The sequence below is a fragment of the Kitasatospora sp. NPDC127121 genome (genome assembly GCF_042677305.1).
GTDB lineage: Bacteria > Actinomycetota > Actinomycetes > Streptomycetales > Streptomycetaceae > Kitasatospora.
Map to the genome: position 1 here is coordinate 15372 of NZ_JBHXTQ010000012.1, position 17409 is coordinate 32780.

The following is a 17409-nucleotide window of genomic DNA, read 5'->3' on the forward strand; positions in this document are numbered from 1 at the left end:
GCCACAACGGCCGTCACATGAGGCGCTGACGCAGGTCGTGGACCACCCGCCACGCTTGTTCCGCGGACTGCGCCCGCGCGACGTACTTCTCCTCAAGCTCCCCGCGGGCGCACTCCGGCTCGCCCCGGAAGGCCGGAGGAAGCTCGGCCGTGGTCTGAGCGGCCTCCCTGAGGGCGGCAAGTGTCGGCGCACTCTCACCGAGGTCCAATCGGCACTCGGCTGCGCGAAGCCGCGCAGTGATCGCGGCGGCACGTTCCTCTGGCCCATTGGCGTGTGTGAGGTCCCGCGCGATCCCTTCGTACAGCCGGCAGGCATGCCTCCCGGCCCCCGCCTCCGCCCTCAGTCCGTCGGCTGCCAGAATGAGCGCGTCCCGAACCACTGCACGGCGCAGACCCAGCTGCTGCTGGCCGAGGAGCGCCAGCCTCGCAAGTTCCTCGATGCGCTCCACCACTTCGTCGCCTGCCGGATCCCCACTGTCCAGCAGCACCTGGACAGCCTCCATCGCCTTCCTGAGATCGGCCGGCCCCACCCACGGCATGTCCTCCTGCTGTTCGAGGTCCTCCCCGGCCGCCTCGGTCGTCGGAGCAGGATTCTCCAGTAGCCGGAACGGAATGGTCGGGTCGTACTCAAGGCGGGGCGAGGGAGGAGGATCCCCGGGCGCCGGAAGGTGTCGGGCCATCACTTCGCGGATCTCGGCGAGCGAAGGCCGGTCCTGATAGTCCTTGGCCAGTCCCCTCAGAATGACCTCAGCCACATCCACCGGGACCGCTGAACCGAACGGCTTCGGCTGCTCGTACAGGTGCTGATCGCGTAGGGCACCCTCGGTCTGGCCGTCATGCGGGGGGGTTCCCTCGAAGAGAAGATAGAGGACACAGCAGAGACTGTAGATGTCGCTCGCCACAGTTGGCTGACGGTCCATCAACTGCTCAGGGGACTTGTATCCATGACTACCCAGAGTTGATTGATGAACAGTCAGTTGGGACACACCAAGGCCGAGCGGCTTGGCAATTCCGAGGTCGACCACGGAGACCAGGCCCGAAAGAGCGATCATGATGTTCATGGGCTTGATGTCCCGGTGCACCAGCGGCAAGGCGTGGACGTGCGCGAGGGCGTCGATCACCTGCACCGCTACCGCTGCGGCTGCGGCGTGCGGCAACGGACTTCGCTGCTTGAGGATCTCATAGAGCGTCCGGCCATCGATGTACTCCATCGCGAGGTAGCGCTCGCCGCAATGCTCCCCGTGCCCCAGCAGTCGGGGGATGCCCGGGAAACGCAGCCGGCCGAGTTGGTGGACCTCCCGCTCGAAGCGGGCAAGGAGGGTCTTCCACTCTCGTTCTCGCTCGTCAGGATCGAGCCGCTTGAGGCACTCCCGGTCCGAGCGCATGAACTTGAGGGCCACGGCACCGCCATCGGCCAGGTCGATCCCCCGGTAGACCCGGGCCATGCCCCCCTTGCCCTTCGGCTCGACCACCTCGTAGCGCCCGCCCACCCGTTCGCCCGGAAGCAGTTCGCGGTCGTCCACGGTCCCCCAATCATGCAATCGTGCCGAGCGCACATCGTTCGGGCACGCCGCCTGCATCTTGCGCACACCTTAGTACGCATCCATGGCGCTCAGTGACGCATTGACCGCGTTCGGCTACCTCTGCGATGCTCCTCCGGTCGTCATGCCGCAGCACCTTCACCACGCAAGGCGTCCATCTGCCACGGAGGGATCCCGTGAATCGTCCGATTCCGCCGCCGGGCCTCACGGGGGACGGCTGGCTGCTCCGGCTGTCCAGCACAGCCGCACGGGAGGAGCCCAACGCCTGCCCACGAGCCAAGGCTGCCAAGCTCCGACCACTGATCCTACCGAGTTCCCACCAACCCCCGCGGCGGAAAGGGCTCCAGACCTTCGGCATGGCGCCCTTCATGACAGCACTCGACCTGATCGAGCATCAAGATCAGCCGGTTGAACGCGTTGTCGAGCAACTCTTCGCCAGCGAGGGAACATTCGGGTACGGGCCGCCCGCTCACCCGTCCTTGCTCGACTGGACCTCTCAGGCCATCACCCGATTCCTCGTCGCCCGCCGGAGCCAGCAGACTTCCGCCGCCGGAGTCTCACCCACACACCCCTTGCGAAACCTCGAATGGGTCGCCTTCCGGGGACGCCGCACCGACCCGGGCGATCTCGACACCGCGGCCGTCCGCGAGTACACGGCCTGGGGACGGCGCTACGAGTCGGCCGACGGACGGCTTCGTGAGCTGTGGCTCCCTTCGTACGGCAAGGCCAAGCAGAATCGGTCGATCGCCGAACAGGCCGCCATCGCCCACGTCCTCTTCCGAGGAGTGCCGTGCAGACGTCCCCGATTCGGCCAGCCCTACACCCGACCAGACGACTCTGCGTTCCGCGGACCGGACCGCGTCAGGGTGTACGAATTCGGCTGTGCCGCAGGCGACTCGACACTCCTACTGAACTGGTCGACACAGGAGGCCGCTGCAGCATTTGCCGCACACACCGCCCCGCTGCTGGCCCGCGCCGAGGTCGACATCACCACCCGGCCAGGGACGAGTTGCACCGATTGCAAGGCCATTGAAGGGTGCGGCTCCCTGCGCCGGGCCGAAGGACTGTGGCCGGGAACCCCTTCGCTGCAACATTCCCGCAGGGACATCTCCGCCTGGGATCTGCGAACGTACCGCTCCTGCCCAGCTCGCTACCACCTCGACCGGCAGCTTAACCTCCGTGCCCTGGAGGAGAAGGAGTCCGAGGAGACACGCCGAGGCCGAGCCGTGGATGCCTGGCTCAACGACCAGCACAGCACCAGGCCCGGGCGCAGCTGTCGCCACCTCGCTGGCCCTGCGGACCCTGACGACTGGGAGGCCGGCGGGCACCGGCTCACCGGAGGGATCGCAAGCCAGGCCGCCGCGATGCTCAGCTGGCACCGAACACTATGCCCCCTCGACGCTCTGGGCCCCGAGGAGAGGATCCTGGTTCAGCACACGTCAGCGGTCCACATACCGAGCCTCGGCGTGCTCCTTATCGCCACACCCGATCTGCTCTACACCAGGGACGGCGGCTGGTTCTGGCGCGAGACCAAGACCGTCTCCCGCCTGCCTGGTCAGGGCGTCTCACTGATGCGACGTCATCCACAACTGGCCATAGCCGTCATGATGCTGGCGTCGAGATTCGATCCGGAGACGACCCGGCGCTCCCGGGTCGAACTGGAGCTGCTGCACGAGGACTACCCCAGCCTGGAACAGCTCGACCCGAGCCGTCCCGAGACCGTGGAGGAGGCCCGGCTACTCCTCGCGGAACTGGCTGAACCACTCCTTCATGACACGCTCTTCGCCCCCGCGCCAGGACCGCACTGCGCCGACTGCCCGGCCCGCTCCTGGTGCCGGCCCGGCGCCCAACACCTGGCCGGACACACGACGCGGGAGACGGTTCCACCGACACGGGAGCCCAGGAGTCGAGCATGATCAACGTACCGCTGCTCCACGTCCTTGCGACGGCCATCATCGAGATCGCCGAACAACGCGAACAGACGATTCCCCCACCTCCGTACCCTCCCGAGGCACAGCGCGCACTGGACCAGGTGGTGTTGGAATGCCTCCGCGGGAGGATCACGCCCCCTTCCGGGCTGCCCGAGTTGATCAGCTGGTGCCGGACCCGGCCGTTGGACCGCTGGCCCCTACAACTTGCCGACGAAGAAGCCGAGGAGGCCTTCGGTTCGGGAGATGTCCTGATCGACCGTCACTCAGGCATGCCCACGGAGCTGTGCCTGGAGTGGAAGGTCGACGGCGGCAAGGACAGCGCCGCAAGGCAGTACGACCGTCGCACCATCGCCGTTGCGCTCCAGGCATGCCTCGCCGTCGATTCCCCCGAGTCCTACACCCGGTTCCGCCGCGTTCTGGTCGATCAGCCGGTGCTTACCTCCGCTGACTGGTCCGAGCTCGCCGGGGATCTCTACCTGTGTCCGGTGGTGTCCCTGCTGAGCGCCATTTACCCGACTGCACCCGATCACTACCTGCGCGACGGCCGCTACACCCCCTGCGAGCGCTGCCGGACCCTACTCGTCCCACTCACCGACGGCGGTTGGTGGTGCGAGCGCGACGAGTGCCGGCAGCAGGGACCGCCACCGCCTGGCCGGTCGCTGATGCTCAGCGCGACCGGGAAGGTCCTGCAACTGCGGCGCCCGCTCCGACAGTTTGTGACAGGGCCTGGCCGTGCCGAGGTCGGACTGGAGGATGCGTTGCGCAGCCTGGGTCTCACCGTGGAGATGTGGCCGGCCTATGACGCCTACGACCTGCGGGTGACCTTCCCTGACGACCATGTGTGGGCGATCGATGTCAAGGACCGCGTTCATCCGGGTCTGCTCGGCCGCAAGGCGTCGCTGGTTCCCACGACGCCCCCCTATCACGAGGCCTGCTGGGTCGTTCCGCGGTACCGCGTCCGAGGCCACCACGACTATCTGGGGGCCTTCCGCCGGGCACGCCCCGCCTCGGCACGCGGACTGCACCTGCTGGTGGACGACGATCTGGTGCTGCGAGCCCGCGCCAGACTGCGCGGAGGCCGGGGCTCTGAGGCCCGGTTGGACGGAGGCTCCGATGCGTGACCGCAGCTCCTGGCACTCCTCACTGGTGCGATTGCTCAAGCCATGGCCCACCGAACATCAGGACACCAAACCGGCAGTTCTGTGCCAGGTCGAGCTGGGGCTGAGGCTGTTGGAGCGCATCGCGCCCGACGAAAGCGCCGACAGCGTTTGGACTCTCCTCAGCGGCTACCCTTTCGCGCTCGCATCCGGCTTGGGGATCACGCCCAGCGATCAGGAGATCCTCTACAACGCACGGCAGCTGCTCTGGACCCTGCGCCGTCGGCGCCTGTGGCAGCAGAGTCTGGAAGCCTACCGGCGGCTTCCGGAGAGGCTTCGGGCTTATCGTGTCCCCGTCCACGGCGGTCCGGCCCACTGGGTGGAACCGCGCATCGCAGGGGGGCGTCTCGCCCTCTACGACAACGCACTTGACTCCTCCGCACCGTTCTCCCGCACCCCGTTGCCCCCGGCCACGGCCGGCTCGCACCGATTCACCGAGCAGCGCCGCTACGCCTCCGTCACCATCCCGGAGGGGTTGGCACTGAGTGCCCCAAACGGCCACGACCTCAAGGCTGGCCGGCCCGGTGAGGGCGGCCCGATCGACGTCCCCCTGGCCGAGCTCATGGTGACGGCGCAGTGGATGGACCAGCAGGAACCGGGCCCCGCCCAGCACCAGAACCACTGGGAGGAGCGACTGAACAACCTGCGGCTGGATACCCGCCACTCCGACGGCGTCCGCTTCGAGCCCGCAACCGTCCTGCGGCTTGACCAACTCGTCCACATGGTCGGTATGGTCGGGGCCGGGAAGAGCACCCTGATGATGCTCATCGCTGTGTGGGCGGCGCTACGCGGCTTGAGGACCACCCTCGTCGTGGGTGATGTAGCCGAACAGCTCACGCTCACGGCCCAGTTCCGGGAGCTGTTCCGGGCCCGCCCGGACCTGGACGTCGCCCCCGTGATGGGCGGGACCATGCGTGAGCGCCACACCCAGCGTGTACACCGACGGCTCACCGGGCGCGGCAAGTCCTCACTTCTGCTCCACGAGAGCCCCGCCTTCACGGACCTGAGTACCGCATGCCCGCTGGACGCACTGCGGGGCATCGACGCGCACACCCCGCTCCGCTTTGCCGACGCCCCATGTACCGGCCTCCACCCGGCACGTACTCCCGGAAGTCAGTCGGCCCTCGACACCGAGTTGGCCGTGTTGCACCTCGGGGACACGCGAACCGCCGACCAGGCCCCGGGCACGGACCGCGACGGCGACTGGCATTCGACGGCGCACGGGTGCCCGCTGTGGAGCGGCTGCCCGCGCCACAACGCCTCCCGCAGGCTGGTGAACGCCTTGGTCTGGGTTGCCAATCCGATGAGCCTCGTCCAGACATCGGTCCCACGCAACCTCAACGAGGAACGGATCCGATACCTCGAACTGGCCGCCCTGCGCAGCGACATCATCATCGTGGACGAGGTCGACCGCGTGCAGATGGGGCTGGACCGGGCCTTCGCCCCCTCTGCGACCTTGGTGGTGCCGGGGCGCAGGCTCGACTCCTGGCTCGACCGACTGGACACCCACAAGATCGAGGAGCTGGCCCGCCAGAGCCGGCTACCGCTGGCCGACCGCGACGTGCAGCGCTGGGCAGCCTCACTCGGTGTGGTCAGCAACGCCGCCAACCGGCTGTACGCCCTGCTGATTTCTAACCCTGGCCTCCAGGCATGGGTCGAGACCGACTACTTCAGCGCATGGACTCTCCAGGAGAAGCTGCTCGCCGACTGGTACCCACGGCCACACGACGACCTCTCGGAGACCCTGGCCGACGAACTCAGCCTCTACGACCTGGATGAGGCGCTCGACCCGACCCCGGATGCAGCCCCGCCCCCGGCCGCTGGCCGCGAACCATGGGCTGCGAGGCGCAACGAGCTCACTCACGTCATGGACGTCTTCCGCGACGATCCACTCGGCGACTTGGGGCCGCACGGGCCGGACTCCGATCTCCTCACCTCGGCTGCGCAGGACCTGCTGCACACCCTCGCAGAGGGGAACACCCGCGCCCGGGTCCACAAGGTTCTGGAAAGGCTGCTCGACGGAGCACCGGACCTTAATCCCGTCGGGAGTGCTGCAGCGGGACAGCGTGGCAGCACGGCCTGGTTGGAGTGCAACGCCGAGAGGCTGGAGTTCACCCTGCTCCTGGCGACCTTGCACCATCGACTGGATCAGGTGAGCTTCCTGTGGCCGCAGGTCGAGGCCACCCTCCATCTCGACGCCAGCGGCAACGACCTCAGTCGGCGTCCCCCACTCGACTACGCCTCGGTCATCCCCGAGTCGCCCATGGGCAACGTCCTCGGCTTCCAGTACCTGCCGGACGAACGCGACGGTCCGAAGGATGCCGACGGCCTCCGGAGCGGGACCCTGCGGTTCTTCCGCTGCGCCGGGGTGGGCCGCGAGCTGCTCTACTCCCTGCCTCGTCTCGGTGCCGACCCAGATCAGGGGCGACCGGGTCCCAACGTCCTGCTGATGTCCGGGTCGAGCTGGGCCGGAACATCGACCAGGGCGCACGTACTCGCGCCGGTTCAGGCGGTGCTCCGACCGCGAGCGGACGCGATCGACAGGATCAGCAAGAGCGTGTTCCGCACCCAGTTCGTCTACTACTCCGACGGCACGCCGATCCGGCTCTCCGGCGCGCGTCGGGAGAACCACGACAAGGTCCTGCGCACCATGGTGTGGCAGCTCGGCAAGCCCGGGCCAGCCGAAACTGCGGGCCTTCTCCAACGAGAACTGGCCCGGATCCCCGACCAGCACCGAAGGCGTGCCCTGCTCCTGGTCGGGAGCTACCGCGACGCTCTGACAGCCACCGACGTGCTCCAGCAGATGGACCGCTGGCGCACGAGCGTCCGGGTCCTGATCGCCGATGACGCCGACCTGGAGCAGGACCTTGCGACGTCGCTTCCGGGAACCGTGCGCCGCGGTGACCTGGCCTCATTCGCCGAGGACGACACGGCCGAGCTGCTGGTGGCGCCACTCCTGGCGGTCGAACGCGGGCACAACATCCTGACGGTCCCCCATCGGCCTGGCGAGGAAAGGGTGGCGGCCTTCGGAACCGTGCTGTTCCTGACTCGCCCCCACCCCGTGCCCGACGACCTCTACCTCTCGGTCTTCGCCATCAACGACTGGGTGACGCGCTTCGCACGTGACCTTCCCGGATTGCAGCAGGGCACCTTCAGCGAGCTCGTCGCCAAGGCCGGCGGCCTGGACTCCTCGGGGCTCGCCTTTCGCCATGCGGCCCGAGCCGAGTGGCGACGGCTGCTGTCCCGTCGCTACATGTACTCCCGGCTCACCCTTCGGGAGAAGGAGTCGTTCGCATGGGATCAGCTGACCACGATCTGGCAGGTCATCGGCCGTCTCGTCCGCGGTGGGGTCCCCGCGCGGGTGGTCTTCGTGGATGCCGCATTCGCCCCGGCGCTGGCAGCCTCCTTGGCTCCGGAGTCCACCGTCCAGGAAGCGGACCCCCGTGCCCTCACGGATCACGACCTCGCCACTCCTCCCGACCGCTCCGACGCAAGTCGCCGTTGGGAACTCGATGACGGACTGCTCTCCCGCCTTCGCCAAGTCCTCGCTCCGTACTTCAGCGGGCGTGCCGAACCGGCTGATGCGGCCCTGGTTCGAGCTCTTTACCAGCCGCTGTACGACGCTCTGAGCAGCCTGGAGACGTGATTCTCTCTCAACCACGTCATGCGGCCGACCGAACGAGGAGTCTTCCGTGGCCCTGTACGACACCCTTCGCCGCGCCGCTTACGTGAGCACCCCGGATGCAAGCCCGTGGACCGTCGACTACCTCGCTCTGCCCTTCCCCGAGCATCTGAATCCAGGGGTGCTGGAGCTGTGCAACATCGGCCGCACGGAGCAGCACCGGTGGCAGACAGCGCCCACCCGACGGCTGGACGGCGCGCTGCAGACCTTGGCGCCGGATCTGATCGTCCGTCCGCGACACCGGCCACCGGCCACCGTTGATGGTTCCTCCCTCGACGACTTCTGGCTCTATCGCCGATCGGGGGACGACCACCCGCTGCCCGACCCACTGCTGAGCCGCTTCCTGACCGTCTGGCTGCGGACGCTGGGGCGACCGGAGACACTCGGCACCCCGGAGCACCATCGGCTGCTGCTGAAGGTTGCGACAGGCATCGAGAAACAGCCTCCCTCCTGGCAGCCGGTGTCCGGCATCGCCCTGCTGCAGACCCCCACCAGCAAGGGCGGCACCGCAATCCCATCCGCGCTCCAGTTCCAGCTTGCCACCGATGAGTTGGCGCGACGGATCGCAACCCTGCCGCCCTACACCTTCGAAGGAGGTGAACTGCGGTTCCGCACCGTGACGCGAGGGCCGCGGCAGCAGGGGGCCGAACTGATGTCACAGCCCTTGCAACACGTCACCGGCCGCGCGTCCTGGTGGTACTCCATCCTGCTGAACGTAACCCTGCACACCGTTCCCTTCGATCCACGACCACGGCTCCACCTCCACCTGGGCGTCCGCCGGTGGGCCACGCGTCCCCGCACCGATACCGGCCGACTCAACCTGCGCTATCAGGGCGCGACCTCGGTTTACCTACGCCCAGCCTTGCCGTGGCTTCCCGGCCTCCCGCTCAGTAGCCGCTGGTCGGTGGCCAGGCTGGCACGCGATCGGCAGGCGCAGGCCTTCGACTGGCTCGGCAACGACCCTGCGGGGCTGCTGAAGGGACTCTCCCTGGACTCCGCCTTTCCCGCTCCGGACAAGCTGCTCGCCGAGCCGGAACCGTGGCTCGCCGAGGACGGCTCAGGCATCCAGGCCGCTGTCGTCCACAGCACCCGAATGGGCGCTCACGCCGTGGGAACCGGTTTGATGCCGCAGCAACGGTCGGCGATCATCGCCTGGGCCGAGCAGGCGTTGCCCGATGGACTGATCCGCGTGCCGGACCTCAAAAGCTGCGGCACCCGCTCAGCCCAACCCGCCAACGCCCGGCCCAAGAGCATCACGGACCAGTACCGGGAGGGCACCGCCCAGCTCCGACGGGTGGCCCTTGCTGTCGATGCCCGCCGCCGAACCGGTACCGACGGTGTCCCGACCGTGGAGATCCGGTTGTTGTGGCAGAGCAATGAGTTGCGAAAGAGCGCTACAGAAGCCCTGATCGGCACACTGGGGCTCTGCGGTGACGGCGGCGCCCCCGTGGGAAGTGCGGACCAGGTGGAGGCCGTCTTCGAAGCGGCGGGCCCAGGCAGCCCCGTCGTCCTCGAGTGGCAGGCACCGGAGCTGACCGTCCAACTCCGTTGCCTGCCGTTGACCGGGGGACTGGCCGATCCCCTTCAACTCGACCCGTCCGTGCCCAGGCGTGGAGCCCGCCTCGCCCAGGGCGTGAGTTCCCGGCGGTCGGCGATCCGCGATCATCTGCTGGCGGACGGCGCGGTACCCGGGACACCAGCACTGGCGCTCGTCGAGATCGCGCACCCGAGCGTCTTCAGGCCCGCTGACACCGACCCCAAGTTCGCCATGCGCCTCGGGTGTGCCGACTCCGGGGTGCTCACTCAGTTCACCGTGGTTCCGGACACCGTCCCCCGTGCTCTCGGAGCACAGCAGGAGAGTGGAGGCAGTCTGCCCCACCGGCTGCGCTCGGCGTGGGAGGACGGGCTGCGCCAACTGGGAGTGCGCGCTCTGCCGCAGTTGTCGAACGACGTCGATCTGCCGGCAGACCTGCGGTACGCAGCCCTGTGGATGGTCAAGCGCCGGAAGGACGGACCGACCCTGCTGCCGAAACACCTCCCGGTGGCGGTGCTGGTCACACCGGCGGCAGAGCACGTGGGACTGGCGCAGGTGCAGGGCTGGGACGACGACCCGACGGTGCAGGACTGGATTCCCTATCCGGAGCTGCTGCTCAAGCTGGTCCGGAAGGCGGAGATCGATCCGACAGACGGCCATCCTCCGCAGCCTCTCCTCCCGGCACCGCGAAGTGCACCGGACGACGCCGGCGACCCGGCAGTCCCGAATCGGACGTCATGGCGAGCGAACCTCGCCCAACAGCGTCGCGAGACCGCCTCCTTCATCCAGCGGATGCTCTTCTCCCTGCGGACTACCGGCGGCCGCACCGTCCTGATCACCCACTCCCAGAACAGCCGGATGCACTGGCCGTGGCTGCAGGACGGGCGCGTGGAACCGGATGCGGTGGAGGACGGGGCAGCTGGTCCGCGGGGACTCGACCCCGGGCTTCGCCTGGTCAGGATCAGAGGGGGAGCCGGGCGCGAGACACCACAGGGCTGGGGGCTGGCCGAGGACGGCGGTGACAACGGTATCTACGCCGGGCTCTGGGGCGAGGAGCTGCCTGCCGGAGTCCACCGTCCGCTCGATCATCGGGTCTTCTACAGCACCACCCGCAAACCAGTCACGTTCACCAAGACGGCCGTCACCCTCGATCGGCTCGCGCTGCGCCGGAACAGCAAGGGAAACCTGGTGAATGAGGTCGGCAAGCAGGCTTGGAACCCCGCGCTAGTGGAGATTGCCGTCCTCGGCTGTCGATCGAATGGTTCAGCGGCCGGCGATCGCCCCGAGGCTCTGGCGCTGGCCATGCACCAGCTGCGCCACGCGCCCGAGTACACCGACCCGATCTCGATGCCGCTGCCCCTGCACCTGGCAGGCCTCGCGCAGGAGTACGTGCTACCGATGCAGGCCGAGGGCGGAGAGCAGGATCCTGAGCAGGACGACTCGGGGGACGCAGCCGCCGCAGTGGATCCCTCGCTGGCCCCCGCCCCAGGCCTCGCGGTCGAAACGGATCCGGAGGAGGAAGGCCAACTTCAACTGTTCTGAGCCGTCCCGGCAACCGAACCGGACTCCCCTGCCGCAGTCGATCACGTGCGCCACAGCTCCACCGGCGAGGACAGGTGATCCGCCGGCAGTTGGGCCCCGAACGCCGGGTCTCAGATCGGCCACGAACGCCACCGGCACCGCACCACGCACTAGGCTCGTTCAGCGCGCTCACCTGCGCTCCCCTGCTTATGACAGAACGGAGTTGTCCGGCTTGGAACACCGACGCCCCGGAAGTCGGAGTGGCACCGACCCGTTGGAAGGACTGCTCGACCACTGGCAGAAGGCCCTCATCGATCTCGGCTTCCGCAACCGGCTGGTGAGTTACCGTCGCACCAAGAGCCAGGCTGGTATGGACATCACCGCTCCGGGAATGTCCGCCATCCTCGACCGGCTGCCCGACGGATGCATCTTCGCGCCGGTCAACGATCCCGAGCCTGACTCCGGGGCGGCACAGTCGGGCCTGCCCGTACCGCTCGACAAACCAGTACGACAAGCGGCAACTCTGGCCGGGAGCCGGCCGATCGACACCCCGGCCTCCCGGGTCGGTGCCAGGCGCCCCGTCCAGCGACTGGAACTCGTCACGTCGAAGACGACGCAGGCCGAGCAAGATCGCCATCTGCGACGGCTGGTGACCGTCGCGAAGGAGAAGTTCAACGACTACGGCCTCTGGGTGCTCCACCTGGGCGTCGGCTTCCTCGAGTGGCGGCCGGCACCGTCAGCGGACAGCGTCGCCTCACCGCTGGTGCTGGTTCCCGTCACGCTCCGCCGGTGGAAGGGCGACTCCTACCTGCTGGAAATCAACGGCGACGAGGAAGTGGCGTTCAACCCGGCCCTGGCAATCAAGATGGAGGAAGTCGGACTCGACTGGCCGAGCCCGGAACAGGTCGACCTCCCCGATGTTCCGGAGCTGCTGGAGCAGGCTCGCCGGAAGGCCTCGAAGCGCGAGGGGTGGTCGGTCCATGACCGGGTCGTGCTCGACGCCTTCAACTCCAGCAAGGAGGCCATGTACCGCGACCTCAAGGACAACCGGGCCCGCATCCTGAAGAGCCACTTGGTTCGTGCGATCGGCCTGGGTGGAAGCTCGAACCTTCCCGCCGCCACCTTCGACTTCGACCCGGTTCCACTCGACCGGATCGACCAGCTCCAGCCTCCCGAGCAGACTCCCCTCATCCTGGACTCCGATTCGTCGCAGCGCCAGTGTGTGGCCGCTGCGGTCGAAGGCCGGAGCTTCGTGATGGACGGGCCGCCCGGCACCGGCAAGAGCCAGACGATCACCAACATCATCGCCGGGCTCCTCGACCAGGGGCGAACCGTCCTCTTCGTCAGCGAGAAGGCGGCAGCTCTCGACGTCGTACGCAATCGGCTCAAGGACGTGGGTCTCGGCGACTACGTGCTGGCCCTGCACAGCAACACCATGGGTCGGAAGCAGGTCGCCCAGGAACTCGGCAGGGCACTCGAAGCCCCTCCGCGCTCGTTCCCCGGCCCCAGAAGCGGCGAACGCTCCGCGGCGAAGGACCTCCGCGAAGAACTCTCCGGCTACGCCGCGGCGATGAACGAGCGCCGCACCGGCCTCGGTGCGTCCCTCCACACGGTTCTCGGCCGCATCGCCCTGCTGGAGAACATCCATCCGCTGCGTCCGGAGCCGTCCTTCGACGCGGGCGGGCTGTCGGAGGAGGTTCTGCACCAGATCACCGAGGCCGCCGGCTGGATCGCCCGGTCCTGGCGTCCCGCTGTCGAGGGCGAGGCCTTCGTCTGGCGTGATCTGACCGGCGTTCGTGGCGAACTGGAGGCCCTGGACCGGGCATTGGAGGAGATCGACGGCATCCGCCGCACTCTCGCCCCGCACGCAGCCCTGCTCGACGCCATGGGGTGGGAGGGCCTGCACGACGCGGCCTGTCTGGTCGCGGCACTGCGCATCGGCGAGAAGCGTCCCTTGCTTCCCATCGCCTGGCTCGGACTGGAATTCCCTCACCTCAGCTCCACGGTCGAGTCGTTCATCGGGCGGTACACCCACGCCGTTGAGGCGGAGGAACGAGCGATGGTCGCGCTCGGCGCCAACTGGATGGATCTCGCATCGACCGGTTCTCGTGCCGAGGCGACCGAGTGGTCCGCGCCCTCGAACCTCCCATCCTCCACCCTCGATCTGCTGGTTCTCACAGCCGATCAGGCGAAAGCACTGATCGATCAACTGGCGACCGACGCCGACGCGCTGGACCAAGCCTGCCAGCTCTCCACCGGTGCGGCCAGGATGTACGGCGTCCCGGAGCCGGTCACCTGCGAGGACGCCCTCCGACTGGCTCGGCTGGCCGAATTCTCGGCTGCCCCGCCCACGCAGAAGCCGCCGGCCTGCTGGCTGACCCCGGAGGGGCTCAGCGCTGCCCGGACGGCCCTGTCCCGGTTGTCCGAGGCGATCGGCAGCCTGCGAGCGGCACGGGGCAAGGCCCAGCAGGTCTTCACCGACCATGTGCTGGAGGAGGCGTCGTTGGCGGAGGTCGCACAACGCTTCGCCACCGTTCACCAGACCTTCGCCGGCCGGTTCTCAGCTGCTCGCCGGACCGACCGTCGACTCGTCCGCACACTCCTTCCCGGTCAGGGCAAGTGCACCAAGAACGTCATCGCCGCGCTGCCCGGCGCGGTCGAATGGCAGAGGGCCCACAGGGCACTCTCGCAGGAAGCCCGACTGGAGAGCCCCGCGCTGGCACACCTCTGGAAGGGCGAGGACACCGACTTCGACGCCGCCGCAGACCTGCTCGGCCGCGCCCAGGAGATCCTGGATCTCGCTCCGCAGGTGACGCACCCGGAGGCCCTACGAGGAGAACTCGCGCACGGCGGAAGTCCTCGTGCGGCCGCGCGGACCGCCGCGTCGCAGGCCGCGGAGGTCCTCACCCGGTGGCGGGACTCATTGGTCCCCCCGCCGGCCGTCGGCGCTCCCTACACGCTGGAGGACGAGCCGATCACCTCGGCCGCCCAGTGGAGTCGGGACCAACTGCCGCTGCTCCAAACGGCGATGGACGTCCTGCGGACCGTAGGCTCGGTGTCGGGCCGCACCGACTGGACCCTGCGCGGCGCACTGGATGCCCTGAAGCGGGTGTCCGCCGCCGTCGCGGCGAACGAGCAATTCGAGGCTCCTGCCGCACAGGACCTGCAGCTCCTTGAGGACCTCTACCATGGACGCGCAACCGATCCGTCGGCCCTCCGCGCAGCCGTCGCCTGGGTCGCCGAGCTGCGAACGGCCTGTGGCCTCGTCACCAGCCAGGTCTTCCCGGTCGAAAGCACGAAGCCGCTCCACGCCGCCAGGCGGGATGCCGAGCTGGAGGACGCCGTGGCCGGTTGGTCCCGCGCGAGCACCCAGCTGACCGGGTTGTTCATCGCCGAGCGGGAGCAGCAGTTGCGACTCGCCCTGACGCGGGACCTCGCGTCGGCCGAGACCCTGCTCGCCCAGTTGGACGGTGACCGTGGTGGACCGGACGAGTGGGCAGCGTATCTGCGCGGTCGGCGCGTGCTCGATGCTCGACGCCTCGGCGACCTCGTGATGCGCGCCGTCAAGGCGGGCGTGGGACGGGACGACTTCCGCGCCGTCGTCGAGAAGGCGGCCCTCCGCTCATGGGCGGACCGCGTCATCGAGAACGACGGCCGACTGCTCTGGACCCGGTCCCAGGACCGTGACGACCGGGTGACGGAGTTCCGAAGGGTCGACCGGCTCCTGCTCGAACACGCACAAATCCGGGTGGCACGAGCCTGCGACGCCCGTCGGCCTGGCGTCCTGCAGGACGCGGGCACCAGACTGCTGAACACCGAGGGCCGCAGGAAGACCCGTCACAAGCCGGTACGTACGCTGCTCAGCGAGGCTGACAGAGCCGTACGGCTCGTCAAACCCTGCTTCATGATGAGCCCGTTGATGGTCAGCAGGCTGCTCCCGCCGGACTTCATGTTCGACGTGGTCATCTTCGACGAGGCGTCCCAGGTCCTGCCGCAGGATGCCGTCAACTGCATCTACCGCGGCCGTTCGCTGATCGTCGCCGGCGACGAGAAGCAGCTACCGCCGACCGCATTCTTCTCCGCAGGCGAGGACGAAGAGGAGGACGACGCAGTCCCAGGCGAGGCCGAGGACAAGCCGACCAGCTACGAGTCCCTGCTCACGCTGGCCAAGGGCAGCGGGATGCTCAAGAACCTCTCACTGCGCTGGCACTACCGCAGCCGCCACGAGCACCTGATCGCCTTCAGTAACCACGAGTTCTACGACAAGTCGATGACCACCTTCCCGGGCGCGCTGGCCGACGGCCCCGATGTCGGTGTGGCCTTCCTGAGAGCGACGGACGGCTGCTACCAGCCCGGAGCCAGTGCTCGTAACAACCCGTTGGAGGCCAGGGAGGTGGCCCGCCGGGTGATCCACCACTTCGACACCCGTTCCGACCGCTCGCTCGGCGTGGTCGCCCTCTCCCAGGCCCAGGCGGACGCCATCCGCGAGGCCGTCGACGACGCCCGGCACGGCCGCCCCGACCTGGACGAGCACTTCTCAGAGGACCGTCTGGACGGTTTCTTCATCAAGAACCTGGAGACCGTCCAGGGCGACGAACGCGACGTCATCATCATGTCGGTCGGTTACGGCCCGCAGCAGCCCGGCGGCAAGGTCTCCCGCAACTTCGGCCCGATGAACCGGGCCGGCGGCTGGCGTCGTCTGAATGTCGCCGTGACCCGAGCACGGTACCGATTCGAGGTCGTCGCCTCCTTCGACCCCGACGAGATCGGCGAAACCGGAGGCGAGAGCTTCCGCTACTTCTCCCGCTACCTGAAGTACGCCAAGCACGGCCCGTCCGTGCTGGCCCAAGAACTGGAGGGGGAGGAAGCACCTCCTGAGAGCCCGTTCGAGGAGTCGGTCCTGGAGGCACTGCGAAGCTGGGGCTACACCGTGCGGCCCCAGGTCGGCGTAGCCGGCTACCGGATCGACCTGGGCATCCGCGACCCCCGACGGCCGGGGCGGTACGCACTCGGCATCGAGTGCGACGGTGCGATGTACCACTCGTCGAAGGTGGCACGGGACCGGGACCGCCTCCGCGAGTCCGTGCTCTCCGGCCTGGGATGGAAGCTGCACCGGATCTGGGGTACGGACTGGTACCGCAACCGGGCAGGCGCCGAGGCCCGGCTCAAGGATGCCGTCGAACACGAGGTCGGCCCTCCGGAGCAACTGCATGAGGCGTTCCGCATCCCCGGCCAACAGACCTCGGACCGGACCGGCTCCGTACCACCGCCCACAGTCGCGGGCCTGGCACCCGCACCCGAGGTTCCTGCCCCCGGCTCGCGGGTTACGGCCCGACAGGAGTTGCTGTCAGGGCGTGTGGGGCAGCGCATCGACCACGAGCTGGGGCAGATCCGTACGAGGCTGGAGCAACAGGCCTCGTCCGACCACCGGGCCGGGCCGCGTACACGAGCAGATCAGCTCCGACGCGAGCGGGACCAGCAAGCCGACCTGGAAGCCCGTGCGACCGTCCTCAAGGACTACCTCACCGGCGACCGCACCGCACCGGCTGACGTCGTCAGTCCCGGCCGCGTGGTGACCCTGTTTTTCGACGGCGAGGGCGAGGAGCAGGAGTACGAGATCACCTCTGGAAGGCCCTTCGACGAAGGGACCACCCAACTGAGCCCCTTCACAGCCTTGGGTAAGGCACTCACCGGCAGCCCAGCCGGAATCACTGTCACTTGCGACGAGAACGGACGACGGATCGCCGTCCACATCCGCAGCATTCGCGATTGAGTTCTGAGCGGGCGGTGGCTTGTCACCGCCCGCTCGATACTCAATCCGTACGTGGCGTGAGCAGCTGCTACAGGCGCACCATCCAGGTCGCCACTCGACCGCTGCCAGACAGCCGTACATCCCGCACCCGCTGGAGGGCAACTACCTTGGACGATGGGGCCCGGTGGGCAGCGATCAGATCTTGATACCACGCCTACGAGGCCCTCGGGGTGCGCTTCTGGGTGGCGAAGTCGACGTGGACGAGGCCGAAGCGCTGATTGAACCCCTCGGC

The 17409-nt window shown here is 68.3% G+C and carries 6 protein-coding genes and 1 pseudogene; 5 read left to right on the forward strand and 2 right to left on the reverse strand.

Annotation, left to right across the window (positions count from 1 at the left end):
- Positions 1-13: 13 nt before the first annotated feature.
- Positions 14-1579 carry a serine/threonine-protein kinase gene (locus ACFVHI_RS09325; protein ID WP_244293733.1) on the reverse strand — a complete coding sequence of 522 codons (1566 nt, stop codon included), beginning with the start codon at positions 1577-1579 and terminating at the stop codon, positions 14-16.
- A 329-nt stretch (positions 1580-1908) separates the two neighbouring features.
- Here ACFVHI_RS09325 and ACFVHI_RS09330 point away from each other — a divergent pair, with 329 nt between their 5' ends.
- The 5 genes from ACFVHI_RS09330 to ACFVHI_RS09350 all read left to right on the forward strand — a co-directional run bounded on the left by ACFVHI_RS09330 (position 1909) and on the right by ACFVHI_RS09350 (position 17138).
- Entirely contained in the window at positions 1909-3456 is a 1548-nt protein-coding gene (locus ACFVHI_RS09330) for a PD-(D/E)XK nuclease family protein (protein ID WP_159398560.1), read from the forward strand.
- Positions 3453-4592, forward strand: coding sequence for an HU-CCDC81 and SPOR domain-containing protein (locus ACFVHI_RS09335; RefSeq protein WP_063350431.1), 1140 nt, complete (start codon positions 3453-3455; stop codon positions 4590-4592). The genes ACFVHI_RS09330 and ACFVHI_RS09335 overlap by 4 nt, the downstream gene beginning before the upstream one ends.
- On the forward strand, positions 4585-8274 hold the full coding sequence (locus ACFVHI_RS09340) for a hypothetical protein (protein ID WP_380337277.1): 3690 nt from the start codon (positions 4585-4587) through the stop codon (positions 8272-8274). The genes ACFVHI_RS09335 and ACFVHI_RS09340 overlap by 8 nt, the downstream gene beginning before the upstream one ends.
- A gap of 46 nt (positions 8275-8320) precedes the next feature.
- Complete coding sequence (locus tag ACFVHI_RS09345) at positions 8321-11386, forward strand: pPIWI_RE module domain-containing protein (protein WP_380337280.1); 3066 nt, start codon at positions 8321-8323, stop codon at positions 11384-11386.
- A gap of 253 nt (positions 11387-11639) precedes the next feature.
- Positions 11640-17138: a DUF4011 domain-containing protein gene (locus tag ACFVHI_RS09350; protein WP_380337283.1), complete on the forward strand. Its 5499-nt coding sequence runs from the start codon at positions 11640-11642 to the stop codon at positions 17136-17138.
- 193 nt (positions 17139-17331) lie between these two features.
- Here the strand turns inward: ACFVHI_RS09350 and ACFVHI_RS09355 are convergent.
- A pseudogene (locus tag ACFVHI_RS09355) lies at positions 17332-17409 on the reverse strand (family 1 glycosylhydrolase); the annotation flags it as partial.

Coding starts and splice junctions, on each gene's coding strand:
- ACFVHI_RS09330 (WP_159398560.1), top strand. CDS start 1,909: ATGACAGCACTCGACCTGATCGAGCATCAAGATCAGCCGGTTGAACGC.
- ACFVHI_RS09335 (WP_063350431.1), top strand. CDS start 3,453: ATGATCAACGTACCGCTGCTCCACGTCCTTGCGACGGCCATCATCGAG.
- ACFVHI_RS09340 (WP_380337277.1), top strand. CDS start 4,585: ATGCGTGACCGCAGCTCCTGGCACTCCTCACTGGTGCGATTGCTCAAG.
- ACFVHI_RS09325 (WP_244293733.1), bottom strand. CDS start 1,579: ATGCAGGCGGCGTGCCCGAACGATGTGCGCTCGGCACGATTGCATGAT.